Source organism: Allobosea sp. Root483D1, assembly GCF_001429505.1.
Classification (GTDB): Bacteria; Pseudomonadota; Alphaproteobacteria; order Rhizobiales; family Beijerinckiaceae; genus Allobosea.
The window spans coordinates 38,409-59,557 of sequence record NZ_LMJW01000023.1 but is presented as its reverse complement, the minus strand read 5'-3'; the positions used below and the strand labels follow the sequence as shown (position 1 = coordinate 59,557).

Here is a 21,149-nt window from a genome sequence, read left to right as displayed (position 1 = left end):
CATCCACTCCATCGCTCGGCACCACTTTCAGACATTGGGAGATTGCCCGCAACCGGACGTGGCCGATCGGCCGAGGTAGTGTCTGATCCAGACTCATTGAGACACTCTACCCGCCCAATAACTGCTCTAAGGATCTACGGGGCATCGTTCTCAAGCTCGAGGCTGATCGCCGCAGGTCGTTATCCTCGGGGCGTTTTTGGCTCACCCATTTGGATCCGGCAGACTGGTCAACCTGACGTTTGGTCGCTAGCGTATCGAGCGTGGAACGGGGAGGTGGCTATGCCGAACGCCCGACGCCTCCTGCGGCGATCGTTTCGAGCACATGCAGATCAATAAGGGCCGTGTGGAATGTTTGGTTGCGGGCAGCAATCGTCGTCAGGTTGACAAAAGCTGTGGTGCTGCTGCTGCCGAGGTGAGTGGTGACAAATGGGCAGCGGGCAGGATCGCCGCTCCAAACGCGCGTTTGCTTCTAATTCCGGCAATCTGACGGTAAATAGCTAAGGCAAGGCGCGCTTCCCGAAGGGAAACCGGGCATTCTAATGCAAGGCGGGGGACTCCTCGAGGATACTCTTAGGCGGCGTCCTTGGGTCGGCCCGCTGCTGATAAGTGTTTGCAACAGCGAGGGGGGATGTGATGCTCCGAATGATCGTCTTGGCCTGGTTCGCACTCCTCTCCCTGGCATCTGCGAGTGCCCAGCCACTTACCAGCGGACCCATTAGAATCGCGTCCCCTTTCCCTAACGACACACCGATCGGGACCGCAGTCAACGATCTCGCTAGGCGATTGAAGGAACGTCTCGGCGAAAGATTTCCTGTTAGCGTGATTGCGCAAGAAGGCTCGATGCTGTCGATGCTATCTTCTAAGCGTGCGGAGGTGGCGATCACTTCGACGAGTGACCTGGGCGAAATCGCGCCAACCTTGGCATTGTTTGATTTACCGTTCCTATTCTCCAATATTACAGAACTCGCCGCGGTCCAAGGCAGTTCTGCCGGTCAAGCGCCCATGGCGGATTTGCAGGAGAAGGGATTTATCGCGCTAGCTTACATGAACAACGGGGTCAATACGCTTTTAACGCGAACGAGACCAGATGAAATTGGCACCTTTCAAGGAAAAAGGATAAGGGTAACAACAAGATCTGGCGCCTCGGCGGTTTCTCAGCTTGGCGCAACGCCAGTCAATCTACCATTTGCTGAGATAGCGATCGCAGCTAACACCGGCGCCCTGGACGGGCTTGAAACGTCCCCGCGTATTGCTGCCCAATTGCTGCCGTCTGGCGGTGCGCAACCTTTCGCTGCAGCAGTTCAGATTAGGCCGACCGTCTCAGCAGCCATTGTTCACGATGCGTTTTGGCGCCAACTCCCGTACCGCGTTCAGTCTATCGTTGCAGAAGAAACGGAGAAGGCCTCGAAACAAGCAGCCGAGTTGGCAGCGCGCCAGGACAATGAGGGTCTCATCTCGCTTTCAGAGCGCAGCAAGATCACCCATGTTTCTTTGCGGCAGTTCTCTGATTCCATCAAACCCATTTGGAGTCGAGCAAGCGGAGTGGACTCCGGTCAACTCAATAGCACGGTACTGCCCATTATCGAGCGAGTGCGCCTGGAAACAGGAACCCCGCCGAACTCACCCCAGCGCGATCGCCGCGGCTCTGCGTCAGATGCACCGCAGATCAAGGAGGCTGCCATAGTCGGGCCGCGAGGACTACGCCCCGGCGATGTTCTGTTTGCGACCGACCGTGCATTCGAGGCCGCTCCGGAGCCAGAATATCGAGTGAGTGGACGCCGCGGACAAATGATGTTCGGATTGGCAAAGCTCCACATCAATCCTACTCGGCTCATGGGCGTGACGGACGCTGGCTCTGCGCCACTGTCTGACCTTATGCAGTATTCGCCGTCCGAGTTCACCGCGAGGCTCACTGCTGCTTTGGCAGCCGCATCGAAGAAAGAGGTGGTCATCTTCGTTCATGGCTTCAACAACTCGTTCGAAGGAGCGGCTCGCGCGCTCGCCCTTATGAGCGCTGACATTCATTTCGGCGGCGTCCCCGTCATGTTTAGTTGGCCGTCAGATGGCGCTGCGCTGAGGTACGGCAGTGACGAGGAGGAGGTTCGGGCTAGCCGCGACAATTTCCTTCGGTTTGTAGAACATGTCCGGGAAACGGCTGGTCTGGAACGACTGCACGTAGCTGCCCATAGCATGGGTAACCGGCTCATATTCGAAGCCATCGACCGTTTTGACGCTATCCAGCGGGGGAAAGATACGAAGCTGTTCTATCACACAGTGATGGCCGCTCCCGACCTTTACGTACAAGTGTTCGAAACTGGCGTGGAGGCGTTCCGGCGTCGGGTTGGCAAGACGACGCTTTATGCGTCCGAGAAGGATGCGGCGCTCGTGTGCTCACGCGCTGTTCATGCGGGAAATCGACGGCTGGGTGAGGCGGGACCAGGGATTTTTGTCGCCGCAAAACTTGAAACCATCGATGCAACCGAGGCGGAGCCGCGCCCTTCGATCTTCTCCCTAGAGGCCTGGAGTATTCTTCATTGGTTCCTTAGGCCATGCGAAAAGGGGCACGCCTACATGATGCGCAGCCTTCGCATGCAGGCTGATCTGCAAAACCTGATCTTGACGGACCTTCCGCCGGAGTCGCGGCATGGCCTCGAGAAGAAAGACAAGAATGGAGTTGATTACTGGGCGTTTCGACCATCTGACTGATAATGGCATCCGGGCTTGTCGTCTTCTTTGTGATGAGCCTCTATGGCGCACATGCGTCGAAATGCGCCATCAGCGGACATTGGCTTACTGTCCGAAACCGGACGTCTCCCGTTGGGGCGATCAAGGGTTCGCTTGCGACCCAGGCTGGGCATGGTCTGAGTTGCAGAGGCCAGAGTCCGCGGTGCTGAATAAAATGACTTCTTCGCGCCACAGCGCCCCCGAAAACCTCCAATCCGCAAACAGCCTCAAGGACGCCCTTCGCATCCGCGCTCCGATGTTCTGACGCACTGCGCGCTTGCCGCGCAAATGTTGAATACTCGGCAATCCTATGGGAGACGGCGGGTAGAGCGAACGCATTCCCTGGGGAGGCAATGGTCAAGACAGATCGACCTATTTTAAAATATTGGCGGTCGGCAGTTGCCGAGCTGCCTCGACGAGATCATCGGCTTTTGCAACGAGCTTTGCTACAAGGGGACCCTGCAGCCGATGCGCGGCCCGGCGCAGGACGGCACTCTACAGCCGATGGGCTATGTCCATATCGACGGCATGGCGATATCGGCCGGCGGCAGCCGGTTCAATCCGCACGAGGCGCAGACGATCGCGGCCTGGCTTGCCGCCAATGCCGAAAATCTGAAAGCACGCTACGGCAAGCGCCTGGAAGACATCGTCGGGATCGTCACGCCCTTCGGTCGCCAGGTCCGCGAAATCCGCAACGCCTGCGCCGCTATGGGCATCGACGTGGGCCGACTAGGCATGACCATCGGAACCGTGCACGCACTGCAGGGCGCCGAGCGCGATGTAGTCATCTTTTCGCCGGTCTATTCCAAACATGCCGATGGCGTCTTCATCGACCTCTCGCCCAGCATGCTCAACGTGGCCGTCTCGCGCGCTAAGGACGCCTTTCTCGTCTTTGGAGACATGGACACTCTGGCCTCCGCCCCGCCGGGCAGCCCGCGATCTGTCCTTGCGCGCTTTCTGTCCCAAGACGGCGCGAACGAGATGGTCTTCGAGGTGCCATCGCGGCCCGATCTCTCCCGAGGGGCACGCGGGCTCCAAGTCCTGCGTGAAGCGGCTGAGCATGATGCATTTCTGCTGGAGGCATTCGCAAGCGCTCAGCGCAAGCTTTGCGTCATCTCGCCCTGGATCAACAGCGACACCATGAAGCATGCGGGGTTCACCGAGGCCATCGTCTCAGCTCGTGCACGGGGCGCCGAGGTGACGATCTACGCCGACGCCCATCTGACGCGGGAGCGAAGCAGATCCGGACAGGATATGTTTGCGGAAGCGCATGAAAGCCTGGCTGGGCTCGGCGCGACGCTCCACGCTGTCCAACAGGTTCACAGCAAGATGATATGGGCGGACGATGCCTTGCTCGCTGTCGGCTCATTCAATTGGTTCAGCGCTCACCGGACCGGCGAATTTGCCCGTCACGAGACCTCGGTGGTCTATCGTGGCGAGCATGTGAGTCACGAGATCCAGGTCATCGAAGATAGCCTGAAGGCTCGCATTCTCACCGCGTAACTAGTCTCTATGAGCCGGCAAGACCATTTTGTACCTCGAACCCCCAGAAGACGACCCAAGCCCATCATTGAACTCGATGTATTCGCAGCCGCCGTGCGCCACATTGTTGCGCCACAGCCGGACATTGGGCTGCTGCCCGAAAGCAGACTTTGCTGTGGGGCGGGCGCTTCGTGGCCGCGATCCTCACCCCCGCGAAGGGCGCATTCGCGGTAAAAGCGAACACGCCCTCAGGTAAGGCTAGGCGGTCCACCCGCCGTCGATAGTCAGGCTCGCGCCGGTCATATAGCCGGCTCCGGGGCTCGTTAGCCAAGCGACGAGATCGGCGATCTCTTCTGGCTTGCCAATACGACCCAGCGGCAGCTTTGAAACGATGTATGCCATAAGGTCGGCGGTCATATCTGTTTCCACCGGGCCAGGCTGCACATTGTTGATGGTGATCTGGCGGGATGCGAAGTCGAGGGCAGCGCCGCGCACGAGTTGAGCCACAGCGGCCTTTGTCATGGCATAGACGCTGGAACCCGGTGAGCCAATCCGGTCGGCAGTGTTGCTACCGATGGTGACGATCCGGCCGCCGTCCAGCAAATGTGGAGCTGCGTAGCGGATCGCGGCAAACACCCCGCGCACGTTGACGGCTAGCATGCGGTCAAAGTCATCCATGGCGAACTGATCGATGGCGCCACTCATGAGAATGCCGGCATTGACGACCAGCACACCTGGCTGGCCGAAATGCTCGGTAGCAGTCTCGACAGCCAAGCGCACGGCCTCTGGATCAGCGCTGTCGGCGCGGATGGCGAGCCCGAGCCCTCCGCCGGCTTCAATGTCCTGAACGAGCGCGGCAGCCCGCTCGGGCGCGCTGACATAGGTAAAGGCGACAGGGCGTCCCTCGGCAGCGAGGCGACGCACAATCGCTGCTCCCATCCCGCGGGCGCCGCCAAAAACCAAGGCCGGTGCGCTGGGCGAAATGGCGGAACTCATCGGCAATCTCCATTGTAGACTGATTGATCCAAAATCCTTTCACCATTATGGATCAATTAGTCAAGAATATTCTGGACCGATTAATCAGAAACTTGTAAAGATGGGTCATGGCCAGACCTTTAGAGTTCGACCGAGAAGAAGCGATCGCGAGCGCGATCAAGGTGTTCGCACGGCATGGGTTCGAAGCAGCCTCGACCAGTGACTTGCTCAAAGGCATCGGCATCGGCCGGCAAAGCCTATACGGCGCCTTCGGAGACAAGCGCGGCCTGTTTCTCGAGGCTCTGCGCCAATACAATGCTGGTTCGTTGGTGCAGATGCACGAGGCCCTGACGAAAGGAACGCCGGCGGCAAGCATCGAGGTAGCTCTACTCGTCGGCCTGGGCTCCAGCGACGACGTTGAAAGCGGCTGCCTAGGTGTTGGGTCGATCGTCGAGTTCAGCCGCTCGGACCCCGAAATCAATGCTCTCAACGACGTTGCCAGCACGATCTTGGTCAAGGCATTCGCGGCTCGCGTTCGCGCTGGCATGGAAGCCCGAGAACTCGACGAGGGGCTCGACCCCGACGCCGCCGGCAGGATGTTGGTGATGCTGCGATCTGGTCTCAAGGTGGCGGCGCGAGGGGGCGCCAGCGGTTCTGAACTCCGTGACGCCGCACGTCTGGCGTTGCGCAGCCTAGCACGCAGCCGCTAACCCCCGCTGCCCAACGCCGCAGGGCCGGACTTCCAGAACGGTAGCTTTACGGACAGCGACAAGACACAGAGCGCCAATAACCGACACTGAGCAGTCGGCCGGAAGCGGACGTTGCCCAGAGGGCATACCGATGCCGAAATATCGATCCAGCGTCGGCAATATTCGGTCGCTCAAGATCAGTCAGGCTCTCTCCAGGAACACAACGACATCGTCGAGAACCGGCGCGCGCCAACTCATGATGCGCGCGAGTGAAGCCGCCGTTCCAGCGTGGCCCAGGCCCGGATAGATCTTGAGCGTTACAGAGCGGGCACCCGCGCGCCGTAGCGCGGCGGCGAGACGCTCACTGTTGCGGGGCAGGACCGTGGTGTCGTCGGCGCCGGTCGCAAGCAGGATCGGCGGCGCGTCTTTGCGTGCGAAATGGATCGGCTGCGTCCGTTCGAGGTTGGGCGCATTGCCGAAGGCCGCTTTGGTGACGTCGATGTCCAGCGGCAGGAAGTCATAGGGGCCCGACAGGCCCACAGTCGAGCGGATGACACCTGGGGACAGGCCGGCGCTCGCCAGATAGCTCTTGTCGAGCGTCAGCATCATCGCATTATAGGCACCTGCCGAGTGGCCCATGAGATGGATTCTGCGCGGATCGCCCCCGAAGCGTGCGATCTCGTCATGCACGAAGCGAAGCGCCGCGGCGCCATCCTCGATGAAGACCGGGAACCGTATCTCCGGCACGAGTCGGTAGTCGGCGATTACCGTGACGAAGCCACGACGAGCCAAGGCGTCGCCGACAAAGGCGTAGCTCTCCTTGGCCCCGTTGGCCCATGAGCCGCCATAGATGAAGACAACGACCGGCCTTCCCGTGCCGCCGCCGGGCGGAACATAGATGTCCATCGTCTGGCGCGGATGGCGGCCATAAGCAATGTCGCGCGCGCCCTCGCTCAGCCCGCCCGGCCGTAGCGTGGCGCACCCGGAGACAGGGACGGTTGTAAGCGCCGCTACGACAGCGCGCCTGGAAATCAAGATCGTCATAGGCGCCTTTGCATCGCTGGCCTTTGCGAATGTACGTCGGACAAGGCGTGCCGGATCGCCTGGCTTACGCAAACTGCTCCGCAAGGTAATCCGGATGGGCGCGCGCTACGTATCAGCAGGTAACAAGCCCTGGAGGTCGTCATGCGCTTCGTCGTCGGCTACGTCGCCTTTCTCGTCGCCTTCGGCATCTGCGATGCAGTCTGGCTCAGCACCATGACCGCCAGGCTCTATCGTCCGGCGCTCGGTGACCTGATTGTCGAGCAGGTTCGCTATGTGCCGGCGGCTCTATTCTATTTCGGCTTTCCGCTCGGCGTGCTTCATTTCGCGGTGATGCCGGCCCTGCGTGACGGCAATGCCGGCGCCGCGCTCATCAACGGGGCCCTGATCGGACTGCTTGCCTATGCCACCTACGATCTGACCAATTACGCCACTCTGCGACCGTGGACGCTGACGATCACGCTCGCGGACATCGTCTACGGCACCGTGGTCGTCGGATTTTGCAGCTGGGTGGCCTACCAGGTGGTGCGGCGGGCGATCGGCTGGGGCTGGCTCTGACCGGCCGCGGCTTGCGCGCTGTCAGACAGGGCGCAGCCGATAGTGATTGACGCCCCAGGCTCCGCCGCCCGAGTGCCCGAACAGTCCGCTCGTCGCCAGGAAGAACAGGCGCCAGCGCCTGCGCCAGAGCGGCGCAGCCTCGCCATAGGCCTCGCGCAGGACCGGTTCGATCGCGGGTAGGTTGCGGTCGAAATTGGCCAGCCAATCCTCCGCGGTGCGACGATAATGGTCGCCGCTCCAGCGCCATTCTTCCTCGACTGCGAAAAGGTCAGGAAACTGGTGCGCCAGCGCCACGCTCGGCATGATCCCGCCGGTAAAGAAGTGCTGGGCGATCCAGTCGGCACTCTCGCCGAGATCGAAGCGGTAGCAGCCCTGGGTGTGGGCGAAGACGTGGATGAACAGGCGCCCGTCCGGCTTCAGCCAGCTGTGGACGCGCCCGAGCAACGCGCGCCAGTTCGCCATATGCTCGAACATCTCGACCGAAACGACGCGGTCGAAGCTCTGCTCGATGGCGAAATCGTTCATGTCCGCGGTGATCACGCGCAGATTGCCGAAGCCGCGCTCGCGCGCACGATGCTCGATGAAGGCACGTTGCGAGGCCGAGTTCGAGACCGAGACGATCCGTGCCTGTGGGTAGGCCTCCGCCATCCATAGCGAGAGAGAGCCCCAGCCACAGCCGAGTTCGAGGATCTCCTGTCCGTCGGCAAGGCCGGCATGCTCGGCGGTCAGCGCAAGCGCCGTCTCCTCGGCCGTTGCGAGATTGTCGGCCGGGTCGGCGTAGTAGCAGCAGGAATATTTCCGTCTTGGGCCCAGGACCTGATCGAAAAATGCTGCCGGTACCTCGTAATGCTGCGCATTGGCGGCGTCCGCGTGCAGTGCGATCGGGCGTTCCGTCATGTCTCGTGCGAAGCCGGCCGCATTGCCTGGCTGGGTCGCGAGCGTGCGATCCGTTCGGCCTACCAGCGATGCGATGACCATGCGGCTGATCGCATCGGGCACGGGCAAGGCCTCGCCCCAGCTCGAAAGCCTCTGCATGATCGTCATGGCCTGGCTCCTTGTGGCGGCAGCGGGATGAAGGCGCTGGTCCGGCTCTGGTAGTCGCGATAGGCCGCTCCGTGCTTGGCGAGCATGTGCTCCTCCAGCGGAGGAATACCGGAGATGCGGACCAACAGCAGCGTAATCGCGGCGGGCGCGAGCCAGGCGAACCAGCCGATCGGGTAGGCCACGGCGGAGGCGATCACCGCATAGGCACACCAGAGTACGGCTTCGAAGAAGTAGTTGGGATGTCGCGAGTAGGCCCAGAGACCCGTGTCGCAGACGCCGCCACGCTCGGAGCGTGCGAAGGCGCGCAGCTGCCGGTCGGCGATGGCGCCTCCGGCGATGCCGGTGACGAAGATCGCGAGGCCAAGCGCATCCTGTGCCTGGCCAAGAGCGGCCGGGTTATGAGCTGCCAGGACGATACCGATGGCGAGGGGGATGCTCGCGAGCGCCTGGAATTGCAGCAGGCGGGCCATTCTCGCGGGAGCCTCTGGCCCCCAGTCGCGCTTCATCCGGGCGTAGCGCGGGTCGTCGGAGATCCCTTTGGTCCGCCCCGCAATGTGCAGCCCGAGGCGCAGTGCCCAAGCCACGACAAGCGCAGCGACGAAGAGGCGGCGGGCAAGCGGCCCGTCGCCAAATGGCAGGAGCGCTCCCGCGGTGCCGGTCGCGCCAAGCCCGAAAGTCCAGACGACGTCGATCCATCCGGAATTCCCGGTGCGACGCTCGATCCAGGCCGCCAGCTGCATGATTGCCGACATCGCGACGGCGACGAACAGCAACGCCGCTACGGCTGAGGCAAAAGTCAAAACCGCACCAGCGGCTGCAGCAATCGGCCAAGCCAACCCTGAAGGAGGACCTTGCCGGTCATGGCGACAAGGCAGGTGCAGCCCTCGACGGGGTCGACACGCGGCGTGTGGTCGTGCTCGGCATCAGCCTCGTCGAAATCGCCGGCGGCGTAGCGGCCATATTCATGCTCGTAAGCGCCGGCAAGGATCGTCGTCCACTCGAAGCCGGTATGCTTGTGGGGTGGCAGTGCAATTCCAGGACCGGCTCTCAACATAAAAACCCGACTGTCGGCGCCAGGCACCTCGACCCTTCGCATCGCAATCCGAAGACCAATCGGGCGCCACGGCCCAAGCGCATAGGGCCGCAAGACGGCCGGCATGTCTGCCTCGATCGGAGGTGATAACGGAGCTGGGATCGCCAAAAGCTGCTCGAGCTTTTCTGCCGGATGTCCCGCAGCCATGGCGACCGGCTCAACGCGATCGAGCAGTTCACCCTGGATCGCCATGAATTCCCGCGTGCGGCGCCGGCTCTCGCGATCCAGCTCGATATGGGCCGCGACCACCAGAGCAAGCCCCTCGTCGAGCGTGCCAGTGGCGAAGGCGACGAGCGTTTCGTCGGATGGGCGATGGGCAATGCTCATCGCAGATCCTCCAGCTTGCTGCGCAAATGCGACAATGCGAGCCGCAGACGTGACTTTACCGTGCCGAGCGGGATCGCCAGATGCGTCGCCACATCCTGATGGCTGAGCCCTTCGAGGAAGGCGAGTTCGACGACGCGGTACTGGTCGGCCGACAGCTTGGTCATCGCCGCTCTGACCCGCGTGTCGCGCTCGGCCGCCGAGATGGTCTCATCCGGCGGCTGGGGACCTTCGTCATCCAAAATCTCATAAACCTGCGACAGCCGCGAGCGGATTTCTCGCCGTGCGACGTCGATACGCCGGTTGCGCGCGATCGTGGCGATCCACGTCGAGGCGCTCGCTTTGGCGGGATCGAACATCGCGGCCTTGCGCCAGACCGACAACAGCGTCTCCTGCGCGATCTCTTCCGCCAGTTCGGCCGACGCGCCGCCGCGCATCAGCAACCCCTTCACGCGTGGCGCAAAATGGTCGAAGAGCTCGGCGAAAGCGGCCCGGTCACCCGAGCGCGCAATCGCGGCAATCAGGACATTGGCGTCGAACAAGGCGAAAAACCGACCTCTCGGCGCTACGGCTGAAGCCGTGCGCATGTCTTCGACAGTCAGGGCGAATGCGGCAACCATTCCGAACATACGGTGGCGCCGCGGCGACGGATCACTGCACGCGCTAGTCGGCCGATTTCCAGCCGACATCACGGCAGACCAGGCGTCCCAGCACACACCCGCGCGTGGTGAGTTCGCCCGGAGCGGTCTTGATCGTCATCGAATAGGTCCAGTCCCGCTTGGCATCATAGGCGGTGCCGGAAAAGGAGCCGTCGGCCTCTCGCGACAGGGTCATGACCAGCTTGTCGCCAGGCGCTTCGCCCTTGCTGGTGTCGCCGATCCAGAGATTGGTGGCGCAGACCTTGTCGCCGCAGGGGGCGATACGAACGCGAGCGTTGCCGTCGTCGCGCAGCCATGTGCCGTCGAGCGCTGTCGAAGCCGCGCTCGCAGCTGATGGGAAGGCGATGATCAGGGCGAGCAGAAGACGTCTCATGCGATGTCCTTTCCGCAAGATATGTCTCTTCTACGCTCGCTGGGCCGTTTCGGTTTCACCGTCTCGCGAGATGCCCGGGCGTTGCTGGGCAAAAAGCCAACCAATCAGCGCGGTCAGCGAAGCCGCGCTCAGGAAATTCAGGCGCTGCAGGGCAACGTATTCCTGCGGCTGGTAGAGATGCAGCGGTGCGGAGATGGCATCGACGGGGAACAGATAGGCCCCGAAGCTGAGCGCCATGAAGCCGATGGCATAGATGCGCTCGTCGCGGCGAAAGAGCAGGGCGGACAGCATCAGGCACGGGAACAGGAAGACCTCGACGCCTGAGGCGTTGCCGAAGGCAAAGCGACAGAGCAGCGTGTTGCCGATCCCGGCGCAGAGCAAAAGGCAGCGCCCGAGCCTGGAATTGCGTCGCATCACGCTCGGCACCAGCGCGAACAGTGGCGTCGAGAAAAACGTCAGAAAGGATGGCGAGATCACCGGCGACACCGCCCAGTAGAGATAGAGCGGATAGAAGGGCTGGTTCGAGACGATCACCAGGGCAACCGTGTTTGCGATCGCTTCCCTTGGCCCGGGACGGTCGACATGGGCGCTTAGTGCCGCGAACAGACGCTTCAATCCCCTGATTGGCATTGCCAGACCTCCGGTTGTCTCGGTCTGCTTACGCGCGGCAATAGCGATCGGCCCACATCCCGGCGGAGATTTCCGGGACCGGGCGACAAATCCAAAGCGCAGCCCCCCGCGTATAGCCTTTCCGAAGAGCAAGGAATGGCCATGCCGCAGGCTCACGCACATCCAAAGAAAATCGCCGTCATCGGCGCCGGCATCTCCGGCCTGTCGGCGGCATGGCTGCTGGGACAGGCACATGATGTCGTGCTGATCGAGGCCGAGCCGCGGCTCGGCGGGCATGCGAACACTGTGCTGGTGCCCGGGGAAGGCGGCAGCGGGACGCCTGTCGATACGGGCTTCATCGTCTACAACGAGAAAACCTATCCGAACTTCGTTGCGCTGCTCGATCATCTCGGCGTTGCGACCCAGCCGACCGAGATGTCCTTCGCCGTCTCGCTCGACGGCGGCCGCCTCGAATACAGCGGAACCGGCATTGCCGGCCTGTTCGCGCAGCGGCGCAACCTGGCCAGTCCGCGCTTCTGGGCCATGCTCCAGGGCCTTGTCCGCTTCTATCGGGATGCCACCCGCGATGCCCGGGCGGGAAGCGCTGAAGCGATGACGCTCGGCGATTATCTGGCTGCTGGCGGCTATGGCAGCGCGTTCCGGGATGACCACCTCCTGCCGATGGCTGCGGCGATCTGGTCGGCTCCCTGCTCGGAAATCCTGTCCTATCCCGTCCAGGCCTTCCTGCGCTTCCACCACAATCACGGCCTGCTGCAGCTGACCGACCGCCCGCTCTGGCACACCGTCGCCGGCGGCAGTGCCGTCTATGTCGAACGGCTGCGCCGGCAGTTCGGCGGCAGCATCCGGCTCGGCACGCCGGCACGTCAGGTTAGGCGCTCAACGAACGATGTGCAGGTCACGGGCGACGGCTGGAGCGAGCGCTTTGACCAGGTCGTCTTCGCGACCCATGCCGACCAGACGCTGGCCCTGCTCGCCGATCCCGATACGCTCGAGGCCAGCGCGCTGGGCGCCTTTCGCTACAGCCGGAACCGCGCCGTGCTGCATGGCGACGAGGCACTCATGCCGAAGCGTCGCCGCGCCTGGGCGAGCTGGAACCATATTGGCGAGCGCGCCCGGCCGGATGCTGCCTGCGCGGTCACCTATTGGATGAACCTCCTGCAGAACCTGCCCAGTCAGCGGTCGTTCTTCGTCACGCTGAACCCGCCCGATACGCTGCGCTCCGAAACCATTCTGCGAGAAGAAACCTACGAGCATCCGATCTTCGACCAGGCCGCGCTCGCGGCCCAGCAACGCCTGTGGGCGCTGCAGGGCGCCAGGCGCAGCTGGTTCTGCGGCGTCTATTTCGGCTCCGGCTTTCACGAGGACGGGCTGCAGTCGGGGCTCGCAGTCGCTGAGGCGCTCGGCGATGTGCGGCGCCCCTGGAGCGTCCCCGATGAATCCGGCCGCATTCCGCTCTCGGTCCCGCGCGAGCTGGCGGCATGAACCGGCATTCCGCACTCTATGTCGGCCGCGTACGCCACAGCCGGTTCCGGCCTAGGCCCCATGCGCTGTCCTACCGGGTCTTCTGGATGCTGCTCGATCTCGACGAGATCGACGCCTTGGCCAAGCGGTCGCGCCTGTTCTCCCGCAACCGCTTCAATCTCTACGCCTTCCGGGATGCCGACTATGGCGATCGCAGCGGCAGGCCGTTGAAGGAACAGGTCGCGGAAGCGCTGGCAGCCGCCGGCATCGGCTGGGATGACGGCGCAGTGCGGCTGCTGACCATGCCGCGCATCCTTGGCTACGCCTTCAATCCAGTCAGTACCTATTTCTGCTACGGCCGGGACGGCAACCTGCGGGCGACCGTCTACGAGGTGCACAACACCTTCGGCGAGATCCACAGCTACGTCGCACCAGTCGGCGTCGAGGCGCGTCCTGTGCGCCAGGAGGCCGAGAAGCGTTTCCATGTCTCGCCCTTCATGGGTCTTGCCATGCGTTACGCCTTTCAGGTCGAGCCGCCGGGCGAGCGCATCTCGATCGTGATCGACGGGCATGACGCCGAAGGGCGGCTGATTACCGCTTCCCTGAGCGGCGAGCGCCACACGCTCGACGACTCCACTCTCCTGCGCCTGCTGGCGACCCACCCCCTACTGACCTTGAAGGTCACCGCCGCCATCCACTGGCACGCGCTGCGTCTCATTGCGAAGCGCATGCGCTGGTGCACGCACCCTGCTCCGCCCCAACACCGGTTCAGCACTGGCCGGGCGGCGACGCCTCATCCGAAGGGATCGATGCAGCCATGAGAATCCCCGACACCAAACGCCAGGCTCCCATGGCCGATTCCTCGCTCTCTCTACCGGGCGGCATTGGCCTCTCCCGCTGGTTTCTGCGCCGGCTGCTCTCGCAGATCGTCGTCGGCCGGCTGAGCATCGTCACGCCCGAAGGCGAGCAGCTCTGGAGCGGTCCCGCCGGTCCCGGTCCGCAGGCGGCGATTGTCCTGAAGAACTGGCGCGCCATGCGCCGCCTGCTGCTCGATGGCGATATCGGCTTGGCGGAGGCCTATCGCGACGGCGACTTCACGACACCGGACCTGACGGCGCTGATCGAGATCGGGGCACGCAACGACGCGACACTGCACCAGCTCGTCTCCGGCACCTGGCCGGCGCGCCTGCTCAACCGCCTGCGGCATTGGCGCAACGCCAACAGCCGGGCCGGCAGTCGCCGCAACATCACTGCCCATTACGACCTCGGCAACGATTTCTACCAGCGCTGGCTCGACGCGGGCATGACCTATTCCTCGGCGCTCTATGAGGCGCCGACGGCCACGCTCGAGGCCGCGCAGGATCGCAAGCTCGACAGGATCGTCGAGATGCTCGCGCTCGCGGGCGGCGAGCAGGTCCTCGAGATCGGTTGCGGCTGGGGCGCCTTGGCCGAGCGTCTTGCCCGCGAGGGTTGCCGCGTCACGGCCATCACGCTCTCCCCGGCACAGCTCGAATACGCGCAAAAACGGATTGCCGAAGCAGGTCTGGCGGACCGGGTCGATCTTCGCCTGCAGGATTACCGCGACGTCGTTGGCCAGTTTGATCGCATCGTCTCGATCGAGATGATCGAGGCTGTCGGGCGCAACTACTGGCCTGGCTACTTCGCCACCCTGCGCAACTGCCTCGCGCCCGGAGGCCATGCGGTGCTGCAGGCGATCACCATCGACGACGCGCTGTTCGAGCCGTATCAGCAAGGCAGCGACTTCATCCAGCGCTTCATCTTTCCCGGCGGCTGCCTCCCGTCGATCCCGGCGCTGAAGCGCGAGGCGGAGAACGCCGGCCTGGCGACGATCGAACGTCTCGATTTCGGCGCGAGTTATGCCGTGACGTTGAAGGAGTGGCGGCGGCGCTTTCTGGAGGGCTGGACCTACATCGCGCCTCTTGGCTTCGACGAGCCGTTCCGCAAACTCTGGGAATTCTATCTCTGCTATTGCGAGGCCGGCTTCAGAGCAGGGACGATCGACGTCAGCCTGGTTGTCCTAGGCGGGCGACGGTAGAACTCAGAAGGTGTTTAACGTCTTCTGCTTGGCGCCAACTTCGGCGCAGTTGAGCCGAACTGCTGGAAAGCGGACCTTGTCAACGTCTGCAAGGGGCCACTTCCGGTCTTAACGCGGCTTCGGGGCGGAGGTCCGCCTTCTTACGCAAATCCGCTCTCTGCAGTCGGGGCACTGCGGCGTCGATGTACGGATCATATTGATCGCCTGGCTAAGCGCACGCCGACGCCGCCCCCGTTCTCGGCAATGAACTCAATCCCTGCAGCTTCTAACGACTGAACTAGCGACTGCATTGTCGTCTGGCGGGGCGAGGTCTGCCCGCTTTCAATCCGCGCCAAAGTTCGAATCGTGACTCCGGATGCAGCTGCCAAATCGTCCCGGGTCCAATTGATGAGGGCACGGGCTGCTCGCACCTGTTCCGGCCTAATGTCTCTTTTCATGACTTTTCTGCTTGATAAAGTCACAAAAAGTGACATACGGTAGGTCTTGCAGATTCGACCGCGCGGGATGCCTTCAACATCCCGTGCGGCCTAACCAATACCAAGCTGTCTGGAGCTCGGATCATGGCTGATTCCGACAATAGCACGACTGTGCCTTCCGTCACGCTTGTACGGGAGAGCTGGATGTCGTCTGCGAGCCGCTTTGCAGATGACGCAGCAGGCCGAGTCGATTTGGCCCTGGCGTTATCCGTTGCATGGACCGAGGCGCATTCCGCGACGGCGGCGCAATGTCTGAAGCAACAGCGGCTCGAGACCGCGCTGCTGGAGCGATTGAGCTCTGCTGAGGTCGTTGACGGACAGCCTGCCAGCAGGGCAGGGGGCCGCAGCAGCATGAGACGGGCCTACGCAGAAGCAAAGGCGGCCGAGGCACTGGCAAGTGCGTGCGAGCAGGAGCTGCTGGAGCGCCTTGCCCGGACGCCCGCAATCTCGCTTGCAGGGATCGCCGCGAAGCTCTCAGTCATCGCAATCGAAGCGGAGGACAACACCGACCTGGCTGATTTTCCCGTGTCGCACGTCCGATCCGCTCTGGAGGATCTTCGGCGTTTGATGGGCGGGGGGATCGTCGATTCATGTCCGGCATCGGAGGACGACCGCGAAGACGTCGGCGGCCCCGACCGTTGCCGTTCACAACGTCAACTCATCCAACGGGAGAGATGAAATGGCCGCACAGGCTGTGAAAAGGACGGGGCTATTCGGGATGGCGGTGGTCCTGCTGCTGATCTCGGACGGGACCGGCGCGTCTGCCGAAACGACCAAGGAACGGATCCTGCGAGAAGGCAGGATCGTCGTCGGCATCCACAACCGCTCGCCCTGGGGCTTTCGCGACGAGAAGACAGGCGAAGCAACCGGATGGCATCCCGATATTCTCAAAGCCGCCTTCGCCGAGCTGGGCGTGAAGAACCTGGAGTTCCAAGTGACCGAGTTCGGGGCGCTCATCCCGGGTCTGCTGGCAGGCCGTTTCGACGCTGTGGCATCGGGTCTTTCGATCACTCCTGACCGGTGCAAACAGGTGGCCTTCGGCGCGCCAGACCTTCAGGCGCCGGACGCCGCCATCGTCCTTGCTGGCAACCCCAAGAAGATCCACGGCTATGGCGACATCGCCGCGCAGGCCGACATTGTCATGGGGGCCGGCCGCGGCAGCGTCGTCACCACCAACGCCGCAGCGGCTGGCGTGCCCTCGAGCCGCATGCTGCTGTTCCCGGATATCGAATCCAATCTCTCCGCCCTGCGCGCCGGCCGCATCGACACAGCACTGATGGCGTCGCCGACGGTGATCGGGCTTCTGGCCGGGAAGGGCGGTCACGGCCTCGAACGCGTGGCGCCCTTCGACGTCGGTCAAGCGCAGACCAACTTCGCGGCGATCGCCTTCCGCAAGGAGGATGTCGATCTGCGTGCCACCTATGATCAACAGCTGGCCAAGCTGAAACGCACCGAAGCGTTTGCGGCGATCATGACAAAATACGGCTTCGGCGAGCAGGAAGCCGTGCCGCCGGGCATCGCCACCGCCGACCTCTGCAAAGGGCAACCATAGCGATGCCGATGAGCCTGTTCGAGATCTGGCTGGGCATTCTGCAGGGGCTCGGCACAACCGTTGCCGTCACCGCCTACGGCCTCGTCTTCGCCGTTCCCTTTGCGCTTGTCTTCGGCGTCGCTCAATATCTCACGCGCGGCGTCGCGCGTCTGCTGGTTACAGGCATCATCGAGTTCTGGCGCAGCTCCGCCGTCATCATCCTGCTGTTCGTCTTCTACTACGCGCTGCCTGCCGTCGGGGTGACTTTGTCGGCTCTCACGGTGAGCGCCATGGTGCTTGGTCTGAACGCCGGCGGCTATGCCAGCCAGGCGGTGCGCGCCGGTCTTCAGGCGCTTCCGGCCGGCCAGAAGGAGGCCGGTGCGGCCCTTGGTTTGTCGCGCCCGGCCATCCTCCTCCTGATCGAGCTGCCACAGGCGCTGATTGCGATGAGCCCGACCTTCGTCAACACCCTCATTCAGTTGGTGAAGGGGACGGCACTGGTGTCGCTCGTGACGCTGACCGACATGACGTTCCGCGCCAAGGAAATCGCGCAGGTCGAGTACAATCCCGTCGCGATCTATACGGCGCTGCTCCTCGCCTTCTTTGTCGTTTGCTACCCGATCGCCCTGGCCGGACGCTGGCTGGAGGCGCGTGTCGCCGCACCCGGGAGCCGCTCCGGTGGGATTTGATCTGGCCTTCGCCTTGTCCAGCGTGCCGACGATTCTCGGCGCGATCGGCACGACCCTATGCGTGGCGCTGGTCAGCTGTATTGGCGCCGCCGCAATCGGCTTTCTCTTCGACATGGTCCGACGCGTCGGTGGTGTCGTCAGCCTCGCAACCGGCTTCGTGATCGACTTCATCCGGTCGACGCCCGTGCTGGCCTGGCTCTATTTTCTCTACTTCGTCCTCCCATTCTACGGCATTCGCCTCGGCTCGATGACAGTCGGCGTAATGGGGCTCAGCCTCTATTACAGCGGCTATCTCGCCGAGGTCTTCAAGGCGGGGATCGACGCCATTCCGAAAGGCCAGTCGGAGGCGGCCCGGGCGCTGTCCCTCAGTCGGCGCGACGCCGTCATCTACGTGATCGCGCCCCAAATGCTGCGCAACATCGCAGCCCCGCTCGGCAATTATTTCGTCTCGATCCTCAAGGCGACGCCCTATCTGGCGGTACTGGCGGTTCCCGAAATGCTCGGACGTGCCTTCGACATTGCCTCGGAAACCTATCGCTACACCGAGCCACTGGTCGTCGCCGGCCTCATCTTCCTGGCGCTCGCATTGGTCATTTCCCATGGCGTCAAACGTCTGGAACGGCGCCTGCTGGCAGTCGGCGCACGATAACTTACCGAAAGTCGGACCGGACCATGAGCACGCAATCAGAGTCGATCGTCGATATCCAGGGCCTCAACAAATGGTACGGCGCCCTTCACGTGCTGAACGACGTTGACCTTACGGTCGCAAGCGGCGCATGCGTCGTGGTGTGCGGACCGTCGGGTTCAGGCAAATCGACACTCATCCGCTGCATCAACGGGTTGGGAAGCTATCAGAAAGGCACGCTGCGCCTCGCGGGAACGACACTCGGTGTCAACGCCAGGGAAACGGCCGCCGCACGCCGCCAGACCGGCATGGTATTCCAGAGCTTCAACCTGTTTCCACACCTGACGGTGCTGTCCAACTGCACGCTGGCGCTGCAGCGCGTCGCCGGCCGGAGCCGCGGCGAGGCGGAAGACATCGCCATGGCTCATCTGGAAAAGGTCAGGATCCCGGAGAAGGCCAAGTCCTATCCCGGCCAGCTCTCTGGTGGGCAGCAGCAGCGCGTCGCGATTGCCCGCGCACTCTGCCTCAACCCGCGCCTCATGCTTTTTGACGAACCGACCTCGGCGCTCGATCCGGAGATGATCAAGGAGGTGCTCGACGTCATGGTCGCGCTGGCCCGTGACGGCATGACGATGATCTGCGTCACCCACGAGATGGGCTTCGCCCGTGAAGTCGCCGAACAGGTCGTCTTCATGGATGGCGGATGCATCCTCGATCGTGCACCCGTGCGCGACTTTTTCGGCGCGTCGGGGCATCCCCGCTCACGACTCTTCCTGAATACAGTCCTGAAGCACTGAGAGATCGCCGATGGCAGGTTACACGCAGGTTTGGACGCCGCTGGACTTCGAGGCGGATGGGAAGCAATGCGACTGGCTGCGCGTGCCGCATTCGACGGACCTGTCGGGTTATGGCGTGGTGCCGATCCCCATCGTCTGCATCCGCAACGGAGCAGGTCCCACGGCCCTGCTCATGGCTGGCAGTCATGGCGACGAATATGAAGGGCAGGTCGCGCTTGCCACGCTGGTGCGTGAGATCGATCCGGCCGACGTGAGAGGGCGGATCATCATCCTGCCCGCGCTCAACGCCCCCGCTGTCGAGGCCGGCCGGCGCGTCTCGCCGCTGGACGCCGGCAACCTCAACCGATCCTTTCCAGGTGATCCCGCTGGCGGCCCGACGGCCATGATCGCGCACTACGTCGCCACTGAGCTCCTGCCCATGGCGGACCTTGCCATCGACCTTCATGCAGGCGGACGATCATGCGACTATGTGCCATGCGCCCTGATCAGGAGCGGGGGGAGCGAGACGGAGCAACGGGAACTTGCCGAGCTTGCAGTCTCGTTCGGCGCTCCGGTCACCTCCATCAGTGACGGTTCCGGCGGTGGCGGCAGGACGACATTCTCGGCGGTCGGGCAGGGGAGTGGAGTGCCAGTGCTTACCGCCGAACTTGGCGGTGGCGCCGCGCTGTCGCGGGAAGGCCTGACGATCGCGGAGCGCGGGCTGCGACGCGTCCTGCAACGCTATGGCCTGTTGTCTGGCTCAACCGCCGAGCCTGCCTCGCCAACGCGCTTCATGCGGGTTCGGGGCAGGGGGGCCTTTGTCTATGCCATGCGCAAGGGGCTGTTTGAACCGGCAGCGGAACTGGGCGCTGTCGTCCAGGCTGGCCAGCCTGCCGGTGTCATCCATGCCATCGATCGGCCATGGCAGGCACCTGAACCGGTATTGTTCACCGAAGACGGGATGGTTGCCTGTCGGCGTGCACCGGTCCTGACCGAGCCGGGCGATTGCCTCTACAAACTCCTCGTCGACGTCGATCCCGCTTGATCGCGGCAAAGGCGCCCGATCGGAGCGATCATGACCCTCTGGCGACCGAGCCGCCCTTCGACGATCTGTCCGGTCGGCGTCAATCCACAGGCCAGGTTCAAGTTGAAAGCGGCGAGGTTGCCGACGTTCACGCTCGACATGACATGGGTGACGATCGGTCGTTCCCGTGCGATCCATTGCGCGGCGAGGCGGATTGCGGCCTTGCCATAGCCACGCCCCTGGAGGCGCGTGTCGATCCGCAGATTGTTCAGGGTCATGCAGCCTTTCTCCGCCCAGACGGGCAGAGCGGCACCTTCCCGCGCAACGATGAAGCCTACGACCCTGTCGCCATCGACAAGCGCAAAAGGCGTCTGGCGTGGTGGCGAGGCTCGCAACTGAGCGAAGACGTCGCCGATCGGCCCGCCGGAATAGGGCTCCTTGTCGGGATCGACAGCGATCCCGGCGACCACATCCTCATCGTCAAGACTGAGCACCCGCAATGAGACTGCCATTTGATGCCTTCCGGACCGTCCATCCTACGGCCAGTCTTGTCGCCAGTCTCCGAGCTCGGGCTGACGGAATCCCGGGATGGACTTGAGGTGCTGCCGAGCGGGGACGACTGCGCATCGACGGCAACGCTTTATCCAGCTGAGCTACGGCGCTAACCGTGGAGGCTGGATAGCCGATACCCGCTGCTTCGGCAGGCGAGAATTGTGGAGTTGCGTGGTTCTCCTGCGGCAAAAGTCACACGTTCGCGGCTGAGCCCCTTCGCCCGGCAGGTTATGGCAATCCGATTTTCCTGGAGCTCGTGCTTGGCATCCTGGGCTAGCGCCTGTGCGGATTCGACGACCTGACGCTCGACCGCGACCATATCGGGCGTCGAATAGAGCGGCCGACCGAGCGCATCCTGAGCGATCTC

Annotated in this window: 23 protein-coding genes; 13 read left to right on the top strand and 10 right to left on the bottom strand. The window is 63.2% G+C overall.

The genetic code is table 11. The annotated features are described in order from the left end of the window. Positions 1 to 633: 633 nt before the first annotated feature. Together dctP and ASE66_RS29370 are read left to right on the top strand one after the other, a co-directional pair. A complete protein-coding gene (gene dctP, locus ASE66_RS31695) occupies positions 634 to 2,706 on the top strand; it encodes a TRAP transporter substrate-binding protein DctP (RefSeq protein ID WP_082613840.1) in 2,073 nt (690 codons plus the stop codon). Positions 2,707 to 3,123: 417 nt separating this feature from the next. Next, positions 3,124 to 4,227, top strand: coding sequence for an AAA domain-containing protein (locus tag ASE66_RS29370; protein ID WP_057193537.1), 1,104 nt, complete (start codon positions 3,124 to 3,126; stop codon positions 4,225 to 4,227). A 237-nt stretch (positions 4,228 to 4,464) separates the two neighbouring features. Here ASE66_RS29370 and ASE66_RS29365 read toward each other — a convergent pair whose 3' ends face one another. Next, on the bottom strand, positions 4,465 to 5,202 hold the full coding sequence (locus ASE66_RS29365; protein WP_200964657.1) for an SDR family NAD(P)-dependent oxidoreductase: 738 nt from the start codon (positions 5,200 to 5,202) through the stop codon (positions 4,465 to 4,467). A 107-nt stretch (positions 5,203 to 5,309) separates the two neighbouring features. On the opposite strand from ASE66_RS29365, the gene ASE66_RS29360 reads away from it, so the two are divergent. Further along, positions 5,310 to 5,891, top strand: a complete 582-nt coding sequence (locus ASE66_RS29360; RefSeq protein ID WP_057193536.1) for a TetR/AcrR family transcriptional regulator — start codon at positions 5,310 to 5,312, stop codon at positions 5,889 to 5,891. A 180-nt stretch (positions 5,892 to 6,071) separates the two neighbouring features. Here ASE66_RS29360 and ASE66_RS29355 read toward each other — a convergent pair whose 3' ends face one another. Continuing rightward, positions 6,072 to 6,776, bottom strand: a complete 705-nt coding sequence (locus ASE66_RS29355) for an alpha/beta hydrolase (RefSeq protein WP_244495112.1) — start codon at positions 6,774 to 6,776, stop codon at positions 6,072 to 6,074. A gap of 279 nt (positions 6,777 to 7,055) precedes the next feature. Here ASE66_RS29355 and ASE66_RS29350 point away from each other — a divergent pair, with 279 nt between their 5' ends. Continuing rightward, positions 7,056 to 7,469 carry a DUF2177 family protein gene (locus ASE66_RS29350; protein ID WP_057193534.1) on the top strand — a complete coding sequence of 138 codons (414 nt, stop codon included), beginning with the start codon at positions 7,056 to 7,058 and terminating at the stop codon, positions 7,467 to 7,469. A gap of 21 nt (positions 7,470 to 7,490) precedes the next feature. On the opposite strand, the gene ASE66_RS29345 is transcribed toward ASE66_RS29350, so the two are convergent. Genes ASE66_RS29345 through ASE66_RS29320 form a run of 6 tightly spaced genes read right to left on the bottom strand, consistent with a single transcriptional unit; the run spans position 7,491 to position 11,754 of the window. Continuing rightward, complete coding sequence (locus ASE66_RS29345; RefSeq protein WP_057193533.1) at positions 7,491 to 8,513, bottom strand: SAM-dependent methyltransferase; 1,023 nt, start codon at positions 8,511 to 8,513, stop codon at positions 7,491 to 7,493. Beyond that, on the bottom strand, positions 8,510 to 9,313 hold the full coding sequence (locus ASE66_RS29340) for a DUF1295 domain-containing protein (RefSeq protein ID WP_244495111.1): 804 nt from the start codon (positions 9,311 to 9,313) through the stop codon (positions 8,510 to 8,512). Before ASE66_RS29340 ends, ASE66_RS29345 begins: the two co-directional genes overlap by 4 nt. After that, positions 9,310 to 9,933, bottom strand: coding sequence for a ChrR family anti-sigma-E factor (locus tag ASE66_RS29335; protein WP_057193532.1), 624 nt, complete (start codon positions 9,931 to 9,933; stop codon positions 9,310 to 9,312). Before ASE66_RS29335 ends, ASE66_RS29340 begins: the two co-directional genes overlap by 4 nt. Continuing rightward, entirely contained in the window at positions 9,930 to 10,619 is a 690-nt protein-coding gene (locus ASE66_RS29330; RefSeq protein ID WP_244495110.1) for a sigma-70 family RNA polymerase sigma factor, read from the bottom strand. Before ASE66_RS29330 ends, ASE66_RS29335 begins: the two co-directional genes overlap by 4 nt. Further along, on the bottom strand, positions 10,594 to 10,962 hold the full coding sequence (locus ASE66_RS29325) for a DUF2147 domain-containing protein (protein WP_057193530.1): 369 nt from the start codon (positions 10,960 to 10,962) through the stop codon (positions 10,594 to 10,596). Before ASE66_RS29325 ends, ASE66_RS29330 begins: the two co-directional genes overlap by 26 nt. A 30-nt stretch (positions 10,963 to 10,992) precedes the next feature. Then, positions 10,993 to 11,754: a hypothetical protein gene (locus ASE66_RS29320; RefSeq protein WP_244495109.1), complete on the bottom strand. Its 762-nt coding sequence runs from the start codon at positions 11,752 to 11,754 to the stop codon at positions 10,993 to 10,995. On the opposite strand from ASE66_RS29320, the gene ASE66_RS29315 reads away from it, so the two are divergent. The 3 genes from ASE66_RS29315 to ASE66_RS29305 are packed head-to-tail and all read left to right on the top strand — an operon-like array spanning position 11,734 to position 15,109. Continuing rightward, positions 11,734 to 13,074, top strand: a complete 1,341-nt coding sequence (locus tag ASE66_RS29315; protein ID WP_057193847.1) for an NAD(P)/FAD-dependent oxidoreductase — start codon at positions 11,734 to 11,736, stop codon at positions 13,072 to 13,074. The two genes, ASE66_RS29320 and ASE66_RS29315, sit on opposite strands and share 21 nt — an antisense overlap. Continuing rightward, the gene (locus ASE66_RS29310) at positions 13,071 to 13,874 is read left to right on the top strand and encodes a DUF1365 domain-containing protein (RefSeq protein WP_057193528.1); all 804 of its coding nucleotides are present in this window, start codon (positions 13,071 to 13,073) and stop codon (positions 13,872 to 13,874) included. The genes ASE66_RS29315 and ASE66_RS29310 overlap by 4 nt, the downstream gene beginning before the upstream one ends. Next, positions 13,871 to 15,109, top strand: coding sequence for an SAM-dependent methyltransferase (locus tag ASE66_RS29305; protein ID WP_156412390.1), 1,239 nt, complete (start codon positions 13,871 to 13,873; stop codon positions 15,107 to 15,109). The genes ASE66_RS29310 and ASE66_RS29305 overlap by 4 nt, the downstream gene beginning before the upstream one ends. 191 nt (positions 15,110 to 15,300) lie before the next feature. Here the strand turns inward: ASE66_RS29305 and ASE66_RS31690 are convergent, their stop codons facing one another. Further along, complete coding sequence (locus ASE66_RS31690) at positions 15,301 to 15,546, bottom strand: helix-turn-helix transcriptional regulator (protein ID WP_082613839.1); 246 nt, start codon at positions 15,544 to 15,546, stop codon at positions 15,301 to 15,303. A gap of 123 nt (positions 15,547 to 15,669) precedes the next feature. On the opposite strand from ASE66_RS31690, the gene ASE66_RS29300 reads away from it, so the two are divergent. The 6 genes from ASE66_RS29300 to ASE66_RS29275 are packed head-to-tail and all read left to right on the top strand — an operon-like array spanning position 15,670 to position 20,251. After that, entirely contained in the window at positions 15,670 to 16,263 is a 594-nt protein-coding gene (locus ASE66_RS29300; RefSeq protein WP_057193527.1) for a hypothetical protein, read from the top strand. A 1-nt stretch (position 16,264) separates the two neighbouring features. After that, on the top strand, positions 16,265 to 17,137 hold the full coding sequence (gene ehuB, locus ASE66_RS29295) for an ectoine/hydroxyectoine ABC transporter substrate-binding protein EhuB (RefSeq protein WP_057193526.1): 873 nt from the start codon (positions 16,265 to 16,267) through the stop codon (positions 17,135 to 17,137). A gap of 8 nt (positions 17,138 to 17,145) precedes the next feature. Further along, positions 17,146 to 17,805, top strand: coding sequence for an amino acid ABC transporter permease (locus ASE66_RS29290; protein WP_057193846.1), 660 nt, complete (start codon positions 17,146 to 17,148; stop codon positions 17,803 to 17,805). Next, entirely contained in the window at positions 17,795 to 18,454 is a 660-nt protein-coding gene (gene ehuD, locus ASE66_RS29285; RefSeq protein WP_057193525.1) for an ectoine/hydroxyectoine ABC transporter permease subunit EhuD, read from the top strand. The genes ASE66_RS29290 and ehuD overlap by 11 nt, the downstream gene beginning before the upstream one ends. 23 nt (positions 18,455 to 18,477) lie before the next feature. After that, positions 18,478 to 19,227: an amino acid ABC transporter ATP-binding protein gene (locus ASE66_RS29280; RefSeq protein ID WP_057193524.1), complete on the top strand. Its 750-nt coding sequence runs from the start codon at positions 18,478 to 18,480 to the stop codon at positions 19,225 to 19,227. Between the two features lie 10 nt (positions 19,228 to 19,237). Further along, positions 19,238 to 20,251, top strand: coding sequence for a succinylglutamate desuccinylase/aspartoacylase family protein (locus tag ASE66_RS29275; RefSeq protein WP_057193523.1), 1,014 nt, complete (start codon positions 19,238 to 19,240; stop codon positions 20,249 to 20,251). Here ASE66_RS29275 and ASE66_RS29270 read toward each other — a convergent pair. Then, entirely contained in the window at positions 20,218 to 20,724 is a 507-nt protein-coding gene (locus tag ASE66_RS29270) for a GNAT family N-acetyltransferase (protein WP_244495138.1), read from the bottom strand. The genes ASE66_RS29275 and ASE66_RS29270 overlap by 34 nt on opposite strands. Positions 20,725 to 21,149: the final 425 nt, after the last annotated feature.

Bases quoted from the DNA above. Each gene is read 5' to 3' on its own strand.
- ASE66_RS29365 (WP_200964657.1), bottom strand. From the start codon at position 5,202: ATGAGTTCCGCCATTTCGCCCAGCGCACCGGCCTTGGTTTTTGGCGGC.
- ASE66_RS29360 (WP_057193536.1), top strand. From the start codon at position 5,310: ATGGCCAGACCTTTAGAGTTCGACCGAGAAGAAGCGATCGCGAGCGCG.
- dctP (WP_082613840.1), top strand. From the start codon at position 634: ATGCTCCGAATGATCGTCTTGGCCTGGTTCGCACTCCTCTCCCTGGCA.
- ASE66_RS29300 (WP_057193527.1), top strand. From the start codon at position 15,670: ATGGCTGATTCCGACAATAGCACGACTGTGCCTTCCGTCACGCTTGTA.
- ASE66_RS29320 (WP_244495109.1), bottom strand. From the start codon at position 11,754: ATGTGCGTGAGCCTGCGGCATGGCCATTCCTTGCTCTTCGGAAAGGCT.
- ASE66_RS29345 (WP_057193533.1), bottom strand. From the start codon at position 8,513: ATGACGATCATGCAGAGGCTTTCGAGCTGGGGCGAGGCCTTGCCCGTG.
- ehuB (WP_057193526.1), top strand. From the start codon at position 16,265: ATGGCCGCACAGGCTGTGAAAAGGACGGGGCTATTCGGGATGGCGGTG.
- ASE66_RS29290 (WP_057193846.1), top strand. From the start codon at position 17,146: ATGAGCCTGTTCGAGATCTGGCTGGGCATTCTGCAGGGGCTCGGCACA.
- ASE66_RS29280 (WP_057193524.1), top strand. From the start codon at position 18,478: ATGAGCACGCAATCAGAGTCGATCGTCGATATCCAGGGCCTCAACAAA.
- ASE66_RS29330 (WP_244495110.1), bottom strand. From the start codon at position 10,619: ATGTCGGCTGGAAATCGGCCGACTAGCGCGTGCAGTGATCCGTCGCCG.
- ASE66_RS29310 (WP_057193528.1), top strand. From the start codon at position 13,071: ATGAACCGGCATTCCGCACTCTATGTCGGCCGCGTACGCCACAGCCGG.
- ASE66_RS29335 (WP_057193532.1), bottom strand. From the start codon at position 9,933: ATGAGCATTGCCCATCGCCCATCCGACGAAACGCTCGTCGCCTTCGCC.
- ASE66_RS29350 (WP_057193534.1), top strand. From the start codon at position 7,056: ATGCGCTTCGTCGTCGGCTACGTCGCCTTTCTCGTCGCCTTCGGCATC.
- ASE66_RS29275 (WP_057193523.1), top strand. From the start codon at position 19,238: ATGGCAGGTTACACGCAGGTTTGGACGCCGCTGGACTTCGAGGCGGAT.
- ASE66_RS31690 (WP_082613839.1), bottom strand. From the start codon at position 15,546: ATGAAAAGAGACATTAGGCCGGAACAGGTGCGAGCAGCCCGTGCCCTC.
- ASE66_RS29305 (WP_156412390.1), top strand. From the start codon at position 13,871: ATGAGAATCCCCGACACCAAACGCCAGGCTCCCATGGCCGATTCCTCG.
- ASE66_RS29355 (WP_244495112.1), bottom strand. From the start codon at position 6,776: ATGGACATCTATGTTCCGCCCGGCGGCGGCACGGGAAGGCCGGTCGTT.
- ASE66_RS29315 (WP_057193847.1), top strand. From the start codon at position 11,734: ATGCCGCAGGCTCACGCACATCCAAAGAAAATCGCCGTCATCGGCGCC.
- ASE66_RS29325 (WP_057193530.1), bottom strand. From the start codon at position 10,962: ATGAGACGTCTTCTGCTCGCCCTGATCATCGCCTTCCCATCAGCTGCG.